10 protein-coding genes are annotated in these 16,655 nt (G+C 34.7%); 7 read left to right on the top strand and 3 right to left on the bottom strand.

All coding sequences use genetic code 11. From position 1 onward, the window contains the following. The 6 genes from ABJI11_RS05075 to uvrB form a co-directional block, all read left to right on the top strand. A partial coding sequence (locus ABJI11_RS05075) for a T9SS type B sorting domain-containing protein (protein ID WP_348350007.1) occupies positions 1–4,105 on the top strand: 4,105 nt, incomplete at its 5' end. A gap of 189 nt (positions 4,106–4,294) precedes the next feature. Next, positions 4,295–5,197 (top strand): ABC transporter ATP-binding protein, encoded by a 903-nt coding sequence (locus ABJI11_RS05070; RefSeq protein WP_348350005.1) that lies wholly within the window; start codon positions 4,295–4,297, stop codon positions 5,195–5,197. Between the two features lie 12 nt (positions 5,198–5,209). Further along, positions 5,210–6,043, top strand: coding sequence for an ABC transporter permease (locus ABJI11_RS05065; protein ID WP_348350003.1), 834 nt, complete (start codon positions 5,210–5,212; stop codon positions 6,041–6,043). A gap of 95 nt (positions 6,044–6,138) precedes the next feature. Beyond that, entirely contained in the window at positions 6,139–7,908 is a 1,770-nt protein-coding gene (locus ABJI11_RS05060; protein WP_348350001.1) for a T9SS type B sorting domain-containing protein, read from the top strand. 217 nt (positions 7,909–8,125) lie between these two features. Further along, positions 8,126–10,990, top strand: coding sequence for a T9SS type B sorting domain-containing protein (locus ABJI11_RS05055; RefSeq protein WP_348349999.1), 2,865 nt, complete (start codon positions 8,126–8,128; stop codon positions 10,988–10,990). 59 nt (positions 10,991–11,049) lie between these two features. Beyond that, entirely contained in the window at positions 11,050–13,038 is a 1,989-nt protein-coding gene (uvrB, locus tag ABJI11_RS05050; RefSeq protein WP_348349997.1) for an excinuclease ABC subunit UvrB, read from the top strand. Between the two features lie 651 nt (positions 13,039–13,689). On the opposite strand, the gene ABJI11_RS05045 is transcribed toward uvrB, so the two are convergent. Next, positions 13,690–14,115 (bottom strand): Hsp20/alpha crystallin family protein, encoded by a 426-nt coding sequence (locus ABJI11_RS05045; protein ID WP_276492327.1) that lies wholly within the window; start codon positions 14,113–14,115, stop codon positions 13,690–13,692. A gap of 207 nt (positions 14,116–14,322) precedes the next feature. Here ABJI11_RS05045 and ABJI11_RS05040 point away from each other — a divergent pair, with 207 nt between their 5' ends. Beyond that, entirely contained in the window at positions 14,323–15,591 is a 1,269-nt protein-coding gene (locus ABJI11_RS05040; RefSeq protein WP_348349995.1) for a DUF2254 domain-containing protein, read from the top strand. Here the strand turns inward: ABJI11_RS05040 and ABJI11_RS05035 are convergent. Then, positions 15,588–15,989 carry a TerB family tellurite resistance protein gene (locus ABJI11_RS05035; protein ID WP_348349993.1) on the bottom strand — a complete coding sequence of 134 codons (402 nt, stop codon included), beginning with the start codon at positions 15,987–15,989 and terminating at the stop codon, positions 15,588–15,590. The genes ABJI11_RS05040 and ABJI11_RS05035 overlap by 4 nt on opposite strands. Positions 15,990–16,099: 110 nt before the next feature. Then, positions 16,100–16,495, bottom strand: a complete 396-nt coding sequence (locus ABJI11_RS05030; protein WP_348349991.1) for a hypothetical protein — start codon at positions 16,493–16,495, stop codon at positions 16,100–16,102. Between the last annotated feature and the right edge of the window lie 160 nt (positions 16,496–16,655).

Here is a 16,655-nt window from a genome sequence, read left to right as displayed (position 1 = left end):
ATCTATTCAAGATATTTCTTGTGACAACCCTGGGTTAATAGAAATTGCAAATCCATTAGGTGGAGGCGGCACTTATGAATATACTGTTACTGGTCCTATTACCATTACAGCAACAGGAGATAACCCTATAGAAATCCCTGCTGGTTCACCGGCTGGTACATATACGGTAACTGTAGAAGACCAATATGGTTGTTCATACATACTTGGCGATGTACCAATGAGCTTTACTGCTGCCCCTACAATTGACGATGTTGAAATCGATAATTGTGAAAATACAGCAACGGTTGAAATTGATGCTAGAGGTTCTGGTACTATTTTATATTCTTTAGATAATGGAAGTACTTTCCAAAACAACAGTGGTATTTACAATAACGTAGCAGCAGGTACTTATGATGTAGTTATTAAAGACGAAACAGGTTGTACCGATACCATTAATATTATGGTACATTCAAGCTTACAGGCAACTGCCGATTTGGACCAACAATTAGGTTGCGGCGCTGGTTACGAAGCAGAAATTGCTATTGAAGTATTTACCGGTTCTGGAAATTATGAGTTTGAAATATTAAATAGTGATGGTACAGATAAAATTGCTCGTCAAGCATTAACAACACCAAGCACTACATTACATAATGCACTTATAGATGTTGCAGGTACGTACACTGTAAATGTTTTTGATACCGATACCACAACTCCAGAATGTTTTAGAAGTTTTACTGTTGTTGTACCAGATGCTATTCAACCAGATTTCACCCCCACTCCTAACCCAGTTAGTTGTAATGGCGCCGATGATGGTAGTATAGAATTAGTTCAAGTAAATAATGGAAATAATCCGTTGACGTATGACTTAAATCCGGTGCCAGCTATCGCAGGTTGGAATGCTGCTTCGCATTGGGATGCTGCGACTGAATCTTATATCGATTTACCAGGTGGATCTTATGAAGTAACCGCTAGAGGACCAAATAACTGTCCTACGATAAAAACTGTAATTGTAGATGAAAATACAGCTGTAACATTTTCTGCTCCTGTTCCAGATCAATTTGGTTGTGCTACCGGTAATGATGGAAACAATGCCACCATTACTATTGATGCCAGCTCTTTTGCTGGTGGTAGCGGAACTTATAATCGTTTTGAATTTATCGACGATGCAACTTCTACCGTGTTACAAAACAGTACTGCTTTAACTTATACGCATACAGATGCCGCTGGTGGTGATATTGTAGTTCGTGTATATGATGACAAAGGTTGTTCTGCAGAACATATTGTTACCATAGACCCTTACGATACTTTTGTTGATGCAACCATTATGGTAGATAGAGATTTAGATTGTGTAAACAGTGGAGAAAATATTACTATAAATGTAAATAGTACTGTTACCAACACTACGGCAAATCTTGCTAATTATGAGTTTAGAATATTACCATCTGCCACATACCAGACTGGTGACAACACTTTTGCAAACTTGGCTATCGGCACTTATACTATTGGTATTAAAAATGTAAGTACAGGTTGTGAAATAACAAGAACTCATATTGTAGAAGACCCCAATACATTTAATATTGAAGTGAATAAACTTGCAGATGTAGTATGTTTTGGAACAGATGGCGCTATTGAGGTAACATTTACCGATGCTACATATACTGGTGATTTTAACTGGGAAGTTTTAAATGCAGATGGATCATCTACTACACGCACAGATGATGCCGCTACTTTTGCAGGAACAGGAACAACAGCTTCTATTCCAGTAGCAGCAGGCAGCTATATTTTAAGAGCATTACAGGTTGGTACTCCTGAATGTATACAAGAAAGGTCATTTACCATAACGTCACCTAGTGCAGCAATTACCTTAGCGACTATTGCAACCACAGATGTAGGTTGTAGTAATGACATGGGTACTGCAAATATTACACCTAATGGAGGTGAAGCCCCTTTTAATATTGTATTGACACATGTAAGTTCATCAACAACTTATACGGCTAATCAAGTAAACAGTAATTTATTTACAGGTTTAAGTGATGGTCAATACACAGTAGAAGTAACGGATAATTTAGGTTGTACAGAAACCTTTACCAATGCATTTACATTGACTCCGCCAGAACCAATTGTGGCAAATATTCAATCTGTTGTTGGTTTAGAGTGTGAAGGTGATACGGACGGAATAATTACAGCCGGGTTTACACCTAGATCAGTTTCGACAAATTATAGATATATTTTAAAAACGTACGATGGAGACGGAGCCGGAGCTAACCTTTTACAAACATCTAGTTCTCAGACTACAGCAACATTTATGAACTTAAGATCAGGATTTTACAGCGTTACTATTCTTGATGATTTAAACTGTTCTGATGAAACCAATATCGTTGAAATTGCTGAGCCGGTAGAAGTTAGAGGTCAATTGGTTACTGAGCAAAGAGCAACTTGCCTAGATGATGCACAACTTTTACTAACTGCTTCTGGTGGTACAGGCCCTTATATGTGGAGTGTAGATGGTACATCGGCTTTCAATGCTATGAACGAAACCAATGGTCCTAACACCCATTTATTTACAGGTATTCAGCCAAATACCTACCAATACTACATTCAAGATAGTTTTGGTTGTGTATCGGTTATAAGTAATAGCGTTACTATCAACCCTATTGTTCCTTTAACTATAACCCTAGATAACGACAACCCTACTATTAGTTGTAACGGTGATGATAGCGGAGTTATCAATGCAGAAGCACAAGGCGGGTTAGGGAATTATCAATATGCATTATTTTCTGATGCAGGTTTAACGAACGAAGTTCGCCCAAATCAAACTACTGGTTTGTTTACCGATCTATTGGCTGGACCATATTATGTAAGGGTACAAAGTGATGATTGTGAAGAAACCTCTCAATTGATTACGATTACAGAACCCGACGCACTTATTATTGATACAGCAAACACGACTATTAACGATGTCACATGTAATGGGCAAGAAGATGGTAGTATAACAGTAAATATGATCGGAGGTTCTGGTACTTATCAATATGCCATATCACCAAACTTAGATCGTTTTAGTGATGAAAATACGTTTGATGAATTAGCACCTGGTGACTATGTTATTATAGCACAAGATTCTAACGGTTGTTTTGAGCTTATAGAAGCCACTATAGTTGAGCCAGATGTATTAGAAATCACAACAGAAAGCACTCCTGAAATATGCGTGGGCGAAGAAGATGGCACCATTGACATTACAATAATTGGTGGTACCGCTCCTTATAGCACACGTTTAGAATCTGAAACAGATTTTGTCCAAGATAGGCTTAGTTTTACCAACTTAGCGGCTGGCGATTACATCATCTACATAGAAGATGCCCAGGGGTGTGATGAAACAATTATAGTGACCATTGACCCAGGTGTAGATCTTGAAGCTAGCGTGGAGCCAGTTTATGGTTGTAATGGTTCAGTACCTAGTAACTATGTTAATATTATTCTTAATGACCCAAGTATTGAAAATGATGTGCTATTTGGTTTAGATACTCTAGACCCATTAGAAATGCAATTGACGCCAATGTTCAGAGATTTGACTTCTGGCACTCACTTTATTAGTATATCTCATGCCAATGGTTGCTTAACCACTTATGATGTTGAGATTTTAGCATTTGAACCTCTTGAACTTACGGTTGAGGAAAGTAACATTAATCAGATAACCGCTACAGTTACAGGTGGTAGAGAAAATTACACCTACTACTTCGAAGATGAAAATAGAGGTTCAGAAAATGTGTTTTACATTACCGAAACGGGCACATATGCAATTACTGTAGTTGATGAAAATGGATGTGAGGTTACACAAAGTATTTTTATTGAGTTCATTGATATAGAAATTCCAGACTTCTTTACACCTAACGGTGATGGGCAAAATGATTTTTGGATGCCAGATAACATAGAAGTTTATCCAGAGATTTTCATAAGCATCTATGATAGATATGGTCGTTCAGTTTACACCTTCAAGGATAATGAAGACGGATGGGACGGGTTCTATCAGGAAAATGAACTTCCAACCGGTGATTACTGGTATATAATAAAATTGAATGGAGCTGCAGACACTAGAGAATTCGTTGGCAACTTCACGTTGTATAGATAAATAATTTAATTACAGGCAGTTCCTTAATAACTGCCTGCAATTAACATTTGTAATCAACTATTCTATTTTAGTTTGTTCTTTCTATTTATTTCATAAAAATCGTCTTCTTAATAATATAATTTTAAATTCTTATTGTAACAAACCTTTAAGTTTATCGTCAAGTAGTTGTAACCAATCAAAAAACTTGACGTGAGTACTATTCTAACAGTCAATCATCTTACCAAAAAATTCGGGCACCTAACTGCAGTAAAAGATTTATCGTTTACTATAGAAAAAGGCAATGTTTATGGCATTCTTGGACCTAACGGTAGCGGCAAATCAACTACCCTGGGTATTGTATTAAATGTAGTCAATAAAACCAACGGAGAATTCGCTTGGTTCGGTGGCGATACCTCAACACATGAAGCTTTGAAAAAAGTAGGTGCCATTATAGAGCGCCCCAACTTCTATTCATACATGACCGCTTTACAGAACTTGAAATTAGTCTGTAAGATTAAAGATGTCTCAGAAGATAAAATTGAAGAAAAGCTAGATTTAGTAGGTCTTTTAGACCGAAAAAACAGCAAATTCAGAACTTTTTCCCTGGGGATGAAACAGCGTTTGGCTATTGCCTCTGCCCTATTGAACGACCCAGAAATCTTAATCTTAGATGAACCTACCAATGGTTTAGATCCGCAGGGTATTCATCAAATCAGGGAAATTATAAAGACGATAGCCGCAAAAGGAACAACAATTCTATTGGCATCACATTTACTGGATGAGGTCGAAAAAGTTTGTACACATGTAGTCATTTTAAGAAAAGGGGAAAAATTATACTCTGGGAGGGTAGATAGTCTACAAGCCAGTTTCGGATTTTTCGAATTAAAATCCGATGATTTGGAAAAACTAACATCCTACTTAAATAGCAATGAACATTTTGGTAATATAAAACAGGAAAATGGCCTGGTTACGGCAATTTTAACTTCAGAGTTAAATGCCCAAACGCTAAATAAATTACTTTTTGATCAAGGCATAATTGTATCTCATTTAGTAAAACGAAAAGAAAGTTTAGAAGAGCAATTTTTAGCACTAACCAAAAATGTTAACGCCTAACCATCTACCATCATGATACGATTACTACAAATAGAATTTATAAAATTATGGAATAACAGGGCTAGCAAGGTGTTGATTATTTCCTATTTCACGCTTTTAACCTCCATTGCATTGGTAGCGGCCATAAAATTCGATATTGGTCCCATAAAATTTCATTTGGCAGACCAAGGTATTTTCAACTTTCCCTATATCTGGCATTTTAATACGTTTATCACAGCATTTTTTAAATTATTCTTAGCCATTGTCATTGTTTCAATGATGTCTAACGAATACAGTAACAAAACAATAAAACAGAATTTAATTGACGGACTCTCAAAAAAAGAATTCATACTTTCTAAATTCTTGACTGTCGTTACTTTTTCATTAGTTTCAACGATATTCGTTTTTATAGTTTCTTTGATTTTGGGACTTATTTACTCCGATTTCAATGAATTATCAATCATTTTTACGGATTTAGAGTTCCTTTTAGCCTTTTTTGTAAAACTAACTGGCTTCTTTTCCTTTTGTCTTTTTCTGGGCGTTCTGGTAAAACGTTCCGCTTTTGCACTTGGTTTTTTAATACTTTGGCAAGTTTTAGAAGGTATATTTAGAGGCATCATTAGATGGAAGTTTTATGATAGCGAGACTACAGATATAATTATGGGCTTTTTTCCAATACAAGCCATGTTCAATCTAATTAAAGAACCTTTTTCTAGATTAGGTGCTGTACAATCTGTAGCCAACCAAATGGGAGAAAAGCTTGCTTTGGACTATTACATTCATTGGTATGAAATTGTGATTGTTGTAGCGTGGATTGCCATTTTTATTTATGGTTCTTACGCAATTCTTAAAAAACGCGATCTTTAATTCATCTCAAGTATTACCCAATTAACCCTATTTAACAGAATTCTAAAAGTGAAGATTTTCAATTTGTAGTATATTGTATTGTTTACTAGTATGCTATGAAAAAGAAATGGGACTATAGAATACCCCAAATATTGGCTATGCTCATATTTTTTATAGTACTGTTATTTGCTGTTTTTAAAACCTCGGCACAAGAATGCCCGGCCTTAATTAGCCTTACTGATGGCGCTACCTTAGTTCCTGTTGATGCTTCTATTAGTTGGGAAGCTATAACAGGGGTTCCGGGCTATATCATTTCTCTAGGCACCTCCCCTGGTGGCAATGATATATTGAACCAAAGAAATGTTGGTGCTTTAACTTCGTACACATCACCTACAGGTTTACCTGAGAGTACAGAAATATTTATTACTATAACCTTATTTTTCTTCAACCAGCCTAACATAGTTTGTGAGAGTCAAAGTTTTACAACAGCTGCTTTGAGCGAAGCTCCGCAATGTGTTCCATCCACCTTTCCTGCAAATGATGCCTTAGACATCAATACTGCAACAAATATTTCATGGAATGCAGCACCTAATGCTACAGGGTACTTCTTATCTATTGGAACTACCTTAAACGGAAGTGAAATTCTTACGAGTACAGATTTGGGAAATTCACTTAATTATAACACACCTACAGATTTACCGTCAGAGGCAGAAATCTTTATCACAATAATACCATATAACAGAATAGGCATTGCTGCCGGGTGCAGTACAGTGATGTTTACCACTGCACCAGAAGCTGTTTTACCTATATGTACAACTATGATTTCTCCGGTTAACGGAGAAACAAATGTACCGTTAAGCCCAACTCTAGAGTGGAACGCGGTTACCAATGCAACAGGCTATAGAGTATCAATTGGAACATCTCCATTTGAAACCAATATTCTAGAAGATGCCATTTTTTTTAAGACTTCAACGGTAATTATAGATTTTGAACCTAACCGAACCTTCTTCATCTCAATCTACCCCTTTAATGAAGCTGGCGAAGCTATTGGTTGTAACCAAGAAACCTTTTCTACATTAGTAGGGTGCGGACCATATTTTGACCCTATTAGTGGAGAATTATTAGTTTTAAATCCCGAATTATCTTTCCCTGATTACGTGTCCATCTGCACTGGCAATGAATTTAATGTTATAACCGCAACAGATGAAGCCGATGGCTATAGATGGTATAAATTGGATGAAAGAGGCAATGAAACATTACTATCTACAACAGCAGAAGTGTCAATAGATGAAGAAGGTGAATATATACACGAAGCCTATGTGAACATTGAGGAATCTGGTAGAACATTTGAATGCGCTTCTTCAAAAATATTTGAAGTTAAAATATCACAAATACCTGAAATAGCGGATGTAAAAATTCAAATAACTGCCAACTCTCTCAACTATGAAATTTTTACAACTACCACTGGCAATTATGAATATGCCATAGATAATAAAGAAGGACCATACCAGGACACTAACCGTTTTACCAATCTCTCTTTACAAAACCACACTATATATGTTCGGGATAAAGATGGATGCGGACTTGCAACAAAATTTGTTGAGCAAGATTTAACCGTAAACGGATTTCCAAATTTCTTTACACCCAATGGTGACGGGGATAATGACTATTGGCAATATATACCACCAGTTGAAAACACGGAATCTATTATAGAAGTAATTTATATTTTTAATCAATTTGGAAGTCTAATTCAACAATTAAGCCCAACTAGTATTGGTTGGGACGGAACTTTCAATAATCAAGAAATGCCAGAAACAGATTATTGGTATAAAGCAAGCTTTGTTAATCAACAACCAATTACCGGTCATTTTTCGTTGAAACGATAGTAACTCTATTTTAATGAGTAGAAAACTTAGTTATAGCATACTGATACTTATAACTTACATTAATTTAGAAAATATAATATGAATAATATATAACCACTTATTACTAAAGAAACAGATACACCATTCCGTTAATCTAAAAATTAAATAAAAAAATCAAATTTACCGGTAAAGTTTCTATATTAATCACTTTGTTTACAAAATTTAAGTAAAGAAATTAATGACAAGAGTATTAAGTTTTATCTTTTTTTTAGTTTTTATTAAAATACTTTCAGCTCAAGTTACCCCTGCTGAAAAAGCAGCTCTTCAAGAATTTTATGACGCAACCGATGGACCAAACTGGGGAAGCGAAACTGATGCTAATTTGACAGATGATTGGGATTTTACAGGACCTGTCACTAATGATTGGTATGGCTTAACTATCGATGGAGGTCATGTAGTTGCCATAGATATGAATCCTACTACAAATGCAAATACAAGTAACATTCAGTCGGGCTTTATACCTAATGAATTAGGAGATTTGCAATTTTTAACATTATTAGATATATCAGCAAGCGGATTAACAGGTCCTCTTCCTATTAGCATTACAACACTACCAGACCTAGTATCCTTAAATGTTTGGTACAATGATTTATCGGGAACAATACCTATAGAAATCACAGATATGACACAATTATCAGTGCTACATTTAGGTGGTAATGATTTCACAGGCACCATTTATCCTGAATATGGTGATTTGGTGAACCTGACATACCTTAATCTCTCCGAAAATGAGCTTGTAGGTGATATACCAGCAACCCTGGGTGATTTAGTTGAACTAAGAAATCTTATTATCGGAGGTCAGGCCTTAACAGGAAATCTACCGGTCTCGTTGAGAAACTTAACAAATTTGATAGAACTTTCCATACAATCTACACGCATTGAAGGAAATTTACCTGAGGAATATTCTGAATTAATTAATCTACAAATCCTTCGTTTAAAGTCTTATACCAACGCATATATTGGAGGTCTCACAGGCACTATTCCCGATTCTTATGGAGACCTAATTAATTTAAGAACTTTAGACCTTTGGGGTAATGCCCTTACAGGCACATTACCTGAATCACTTTCTAACTGGTCAGATATTCAGTATTTTAGTATTGCAAATAACCTAATATCTGGCAATTTACCCGCAAGTTATGCTAGTTGGACCGACATTGTTAGGTTTGAGGTTTTTAATAATGATATTGAAGGTACTATTCCCCCTAGTTATTCAAGTTTTACTCAAATGGAGTATTTTTCGATTAATGACAATAGACTTTCTGGCACCTTATCTCCAAGTTTTTCGCAATGGTCAAGTCTCGAATCTTTTAATGTTTCCGATAATGATTTAAATGGAAATTTCCCTCAATCATATGACCAATGGACCAACCTCGAGGTCTTTAACGCATCTAATAATTCTTTTTCAGGAACCATTCCCGCTACCTATAACCAATGGAACAATCTTAATAATTTTAATGTTAACAATAACGAATTAGAAGGTACTGTACCTGATTTTACCATAATACCTGGTTTTAATACAAATCTGAATATAGCGGATAATAGTTTTCAATTTGGTGATTTCGAAGATGATTTCCCCTTTTATGATGCAAATTTTTCTGGTTTTCGTGATAATCCGCAAGCTAAGGTTAATAATATTTTGACTTTAAATGAAGATCAAGGAGATACCGTTACCTTAACTACAACGGTTAGTGGAACTCAAAATCATTATCAATGGTTCAAAAATGGTGTACCAATTACGGGTGCACCTGATAGCTCTACTTTAGTTTTAGACAACATACAAGCTTCAGATGCAGGAGTTTATCATGCAGAAATAACAAGTGATATTGTAACGGACCTGACTTTAGTAAGAAATGATATTACGATAATTATTAATTGTGTAGCTCCAACCGCAGACAATCCTGCAGATGTCAATGCATGTGCCAGTTACACCTTACCCGCACTTTCTGCCGATAACTTTTATTATACACAGACCAATGCAGGCGGTACCCAATTAAATGCCGGGGATGTGATAACAACATCACAAACACTTTATGTATATGCCGGTACCAGTGGTTGTTCAGATGAAAACGACTTCGAGATTCAAATTGGAACTGCACCTACAGCGGACGACCCTGCGAATGTCAACGCATGTGCCAGCTACACCTTGCCCGTACTTTCTGCTAATAATTTCTACTATACGCAGACCAATGCAGGCGGCATCCAATTAAATACTGGAGATGTAATAACAACATCACAAACACTTTATGTATATGCCGGTACCAGTGGTTGTTCAGATGAGAGCAGCTTTGATGTTCAAATAGGAACAGCACCTACAGCGGACGACCCTATGGATGTCAACGCATGCGCCAGCTACACCTTGCCCGTACTTTCTGCTAATAATTTCTACTATACGCAGACCAATGCAGGCGGTACTCAATTAAATGCCGGTGATGTGATAACGACAACACAAACAATTTATGTTTATACTGGCGCTAGCGGATGTTCAGATGAGAGCAGTTTTGATGTTCAAATAGATAATCTTGGTCAGATCGACAATATAGAAGACGTTGTAGTTTGCGAAAACTATACATTACCAACACTTAATAACGGCAACTATTTTACAGAATCTAACGGTACAGGAACAGAGCTTTTTTCGGGTGATATTTTAGAGGTTTCACAAACTGTTTATATTCATTCTCAATTTGGCTCATGCTCTAACGAAAACAGTTTTACCGTTACCATAGATTCTATATTATGTGAAGAGGCACCAGATCCAAATCCCGAAACAGAGGTTTTATGCAAGGTCGATTTTCCCAACTTCTTTACACCTAACAATGACGGAGTACATGACAGATATGTTCCTATTACCGATACTTGTTCACCAACAGGTACACTAAGCATCTATAACCAGTATGCTCAATTAGTATTCCAAACCAACTCTTTAGAAAATACCTGGGACGGTACGTTTAATGGCAAACCTCTACCATCGTCAGATTACTGGTATCGATTTGATAGTACTGAAAGCAATGAAGTAATTACCGGTCATTTTTCGTTGAAACGATAGTTGCAACTAAAGTTCTTATCGAGTTCATTTAAATCGTGCTTCTTTCGTAATTTTATAGCATGAAGTTCAAAGTAGTATCAGAGTTTAAACCCACTGGAGATCAACCAAATGCCATTAAAGAATTGGTAAAAGGGTTAAATGAAAAGGAAAAATTTCAAACATTATTGGGTGTTACCGGATCAGGAAAAACGTTTACCGTTGCAAATGTTATAGAGCAAGTTCAAAAACCTACACTTTTATTAGCACATAATAAAACCTTGGCAGCTCAACTATATTCAGAATTCAAGCAGTTTTTTCCTGACAATGCGGTAGAGTATTTTGTTTCTTATTATGACTATTATCAACCAGAAGCATTTATACCTACCAGCGGTGTCTACATTGAAAAAGATTTATCAATAAATGAAGATATTGAGAAATTACGTTTAAGCACCACATCTTCTTTATTATCAGGTCGTAGAGATGTTATCGTAATTGCATCCGTTTCTTGCCTGTATGGTATTGGTAACCCTATTGAATTTCAAAAAAATGTAATCTCCATAAAAAAGGACCAGGTAATTGCCAGAACCAAACTAATGCAGCAGTTAGTACAGTCGCTGTATTCTAGAACCATGGCAGATTTCAAAAACGGAAACTTTAGAGTTAAAGGTGATGTAGTTGACGTTTTCCCTAGTTATGCCGACCATGCCTATAGAATTCATTTTTTTGGCGACGAAATTGAGGAGATAGAGGCGTTTGATCCTTTTAACAATAACATCATTGAAGTATATGAAAATCTGAACATATACCCAGCAAACATGTTCGTAACATCTAAAGATGTACTACAGAACGCCATTCATAACATTCAAGATGATTTGGTGAAGCAAATAGACTACTTTAAGGACATTGCCAAACCCTTAGAAGCAAAACGTTTAGAGGAACGTACCAACTTTGATTTGGAAATGATACGTGAACTTGGTTATTGCTCAGGTATTGAAAATTACTCTAGATATTTAGACGATAGAGAGCCTGGTACCAGACCTTTCTGTTTATTGGATTATTTCCCTGAGGACTATTTGATGGTGATTGATGAAAGCCACGTAACCATACCACAGGTACATGCAATGTATGGCGGTGACCGTTCACGAAAAGTAAACTTGGTTGATTATGGCTTTCGCTTGCCGGCAGCTATGGATAACAGACCTTTGAAATTTGAAGAGTTTGAAGCGTTACAAAATCAGGTTTTATATGTTAGTGCAACACCGGCAGATTATGAATTACAATTAAGCCAGGGGGTATATGTAGAGCAAGTGATTAGACCAACCGGACTTTTAGACCCTATCATTGAGGTTAGACCAAGCTTAAATCAAATAGATGATTTAGTCGAAGAAATTCAAATTAGAGTTGAAAAAGATGAGCGTACTTTAGTGACCACTTTGACGAAAAGAATGGCTGAAGAGTTGGCAAAATATTTAGACAGAATTAATATTAGATGTAGATATATACATAGTGATGTTGACACTTTGGAGCGTGTTGAAATCATGCAAGATTTACGAAAAGGAATTTTTGATGTACTAATTGGCGTCAATTTATTACGTGAAGGATTAGACTTACCAGAGGTCTCATTAGTCGTTATTTTAGACGCAGACAAAGAAGGATTTTTACGTAGTAATAGATCCTTGACACAGACTGTTGGTAGAGCCGCTAGAAACTTAAACGGACGTGCAATTATGTATGCAGATAAGATCACCGATAGTATGCAAAAAACAATTGACGAAACAAACTATAGAAGGCAAAAACAGATACAATACAACACCGATAATAACGTTACGCCAAAAGCATTAAATAAAAGTTTAGATAGTGTACTTTCTAAAAATTCAGTCTCTACTTATCACTTCATAAAAGAGGAACTAAGAGCTGCCGAACCGGACATGGATTACCTTACAAAAGAGCAAATAGAAAAGCTGATAAAAGACAAAAGAAAAGCAATGGAAAAAGCGGCAAAAGAATTGGATTTCATGCAAGCTGCAAAGCTGAGAGACGAAATAAAGTCTTTACAGGAGCAGGAATAAGGTAAGCTTTCAATAAAATGGTTAAAAACAAAATAATATATATTTAAACTTTACATTAAACAACTTAAAATACTGGTATTTAATTATTTAAATTAAATTTTTAGACAAGACTAAATATTTAATATTAGTTGAAATATGAATTTTTAAGCAGATTTTAAATGAACATTTCAATTTATCAACAACAACTACTGCCCTCTTTAATTAAAATCTCCTGAAGTTAAATAATACTCTCATGAATTAAATATTCACAAGAAGATATTACGAATTTACGTTAATTTTTTAAACAATAAAATCGCCCATTTTATTGACCAAAAACCAGTTAATTATTACTACAAAAATACTGTTTCAAAAATCACCAAAGTCATGTTTTCGAAATCCTAAAAAGGGGATAAACCTACATCATTATTCAACAAAAAATGAACATAAAATAATGAGTTCACAAAATCACATTCAAGGAAAAATTCATAAAAAAAAAACCATCTTATGACATTTATAAACGAGCTAATTTATCAACTACAAAAACTACAAATTACGTTCGGTTTTAGTGTAATAATTTTGCGCTAATGTGGACATAAAAAAAGTGCTTTGATTTCTCAAAGCACTTCAACTAAACAACTCAAACCAACCTAAAAAAAACTTAGTAATTAAAACTTACTTTAACTCAATCATTCTTTTTGGCTTTGGTAAAGCCTCTTCTTTTTTCGGAAGATTAAATTTCAAAATTCCATCTTCATATGTCGCTTCAATTTTATCTGTCGCAACAGTTTCAGGTAAAGTAAATGCTCTTTTAAAAGACGAAATACTAAACTCTTTTCTTGTGAAATTTTCTTTCACCTCTTCACTCTCTTCTTTAATTTCTGCCGAAATAGTTAAAACAGCATCATCGATTTCAATTTGAAAATCATCTTTGACCCTACCAGGTACAAAAAGCTCTAACTCAAAATCTTTTTCATTTTCTTTAATGTTCACTGCCGGTACAGCTGAACGTGAATTCTCAGTTCCACCAAACCAATCTGGTTTAAATATTTCATTCATTAATGCCGGGAATAAAACGTCACTTCTCTTTGCTAAACTCATAATCGTATTTTTTTAAATAAATTAATTTCAATAGTTGATTGGAATAGAACAAATCCTATACCAACACAAAATATATGTCAACTTGACATATATACACCTCTAAATAATGTCATTTTGGCATTAATAAATGATACGAGTCTGTAATTTTATCATATCAGCCATTTATACGATGAGACAATCACTAGATTTATATATAGATTTTAACTAATGAACAGACTAACCAACTTTATTGATAAAATTCGCTCTAGAATTGCTTTTTATCCTACCATTATCTCACTAGCAGGACTATTATTCGCTTTTCTAATGATATACCTTGAACAAAAAAGTATTTCCGCATATCTCATTAAAGTATCCCCTACTTTGGTAATTGATGATACAGACACTGCTAAAACCATTTTAAGCACTTTAATAGGCGGTTTAATCTCATTAAAGGTATTTAGCTTCTCCATGGTAATGGTGTTATTAAATCAAGCTTCTAGCAATTTCTCGCCACGAGTTTTACCCGGAATTATATCTGATCAAAAGCATCAAATTGTTTTAGGTCTATATATTGCCACTATACTTTATAATATTTTCATACTTATCTCAATAGAGCCTACTGAAAATGAGTACCAAACTCCAGGCTTTTCAGTATTGATAGGTATTATATTAGTAGTGGTTTGTTTGGCTGCTTTTATTTACTTTATACACCATATTTCTCAAGCAATACAAGTAGGCAACATTTTAAAAGCAATTCATTCTCGAACAAAATCTGAAGTAATATCCATTGTTGAAAATCAAGAAACAAACACCTTTAAATTTCCCAACCAAGAACATTGGGAAGCATATGAAATCAATGAAACCGGTTATTTCTACGGAATATTAAATGATGACTTGCTTGAACTATGTAAAGAACACTCATTTAAAATTGCAATTCAATTACATAAAGGGCAATTTATTTTAAATGGTACTATTGGCTTTAAAACTGAAAAATCTCTAGATAACGAATTGAAAGAAAAGATTATGAGAACACTCCTCTTTAGTCATGAAGAGCTTGTGGGAGAAAACTATATTTATGGTTTCAGGCAAATTTCAGAGATTGGTATAAAGGCAATGTCACCAGGCATAAATGACCCAGGCACTGCTTTAAATACTATTGACTACCTAACTTCTCTATTTTTAGACTTAATGCGCAAACAAGACTATGAATACCTTAGCGGTGAAAACAAAAAGAACTGGGTACTTATAAAATGTTCTAATTTTTCAGAGATACTATTCAACGTAATGGCAACGTATAGACTTTACTGCAAACACGACATTACTGTTATGAGAAAACTAATGCACATGTTAAAGACACTTACAAATCATGTGATAAATTCTAATCAACTTGAAATTATTGAGGCAGAAATGGATGAATTAAGAGCAGATGCCAACAATAATATCGAAAACAAAAGAGACCTTGAGCAGTTAGATGCCCATTTTATTTCTTGGTCTTAATTATAGTGTGCCTTAAAAATAGAAATCAATACTTCTGGCGGCACTACTTTGTTTGGATAATTGTGCATAATAGAAAGTACTTGCTGTATAGCACCTGGCGGCAAGCCCATATTTAAACCAATATCATAAATTCTTTTAACCTCATTTACATCTTGATTATTATCCACATTCATGAGCAACACAAGTCTATGAAATTGCAGTAAACGTTCAGACTGTGACTTTGGGATTACATGCTCGACATTAGATGTAAAGAGACTATCAAAGGTTTTTTTACTCACTTCTAATTGCTGAGCAACCGAAAAAAGAAAATCATATTCTGAGTCCTTTACCTCGTTATTTACTTTGGCAAACGATATCATCTCTGATAAAATACTTAATTTCTCTTTATTAGTAGGCATACTCTTACGTAATGATTTGATATTCAGCAACTATTAATCATTAACGTCCAATAAAGCTGTTTTATTTTATTCCATAGTAATGTAGGTGCAATGGTAATCTAAACTTTAAATTAATTACTTAGAAAATAACTTCTGATTATACGCTCTCCTTGCGCCTGATCATCAGAAAAATGAATATCGTTTAGAAAATTCCTGATAACCTTTTGCGGTAAACCCAACGATATTCCTTGTCGGTAAGATGCTCTAATCCATATAAAATTACTTTTACATAAATTTTTATCACGTAAAGCAGTTTTGTAAAACTTTAAAACTCTATTTTCTCTTGATACCGGAAGAATAAAAATTTCTTGCTCCTCTATATAGGTATCAACAATATCTTGATCTAACCCTAGCTGTTGACTAACACAGCAAATGAAATCATATTCTACTTCATCTAGACCATTATTAATCATTGAGGATTGAATCATGTTAGAGATTATCTTTAATTTCACATTTTCTTTCCTCATACGCTTCAATTATTAGATGGTCATTTTCATTTAAGAATCATTCTTGTTTAAAATTTTATTTTATAATTTTTCAACAACAGTATTAGCCGAAAAGGCTAGTCTATTTTAAATATAACTATATTGAAAGAATATTCCTACAAAAAACATTTAAAATTCATAA

It is taken from the genome of Maribacter sp., from assembly GCF_039968975.1.
Taxonomy (GTDB): Bacteria; Bacteroidota; Bacteroidia; order Flavobacteriales; family Flavobacteriaceae; genus Maribacter.
This window is presented reverse-complemented; position numbering and strand designations above follow the sequence as displayed.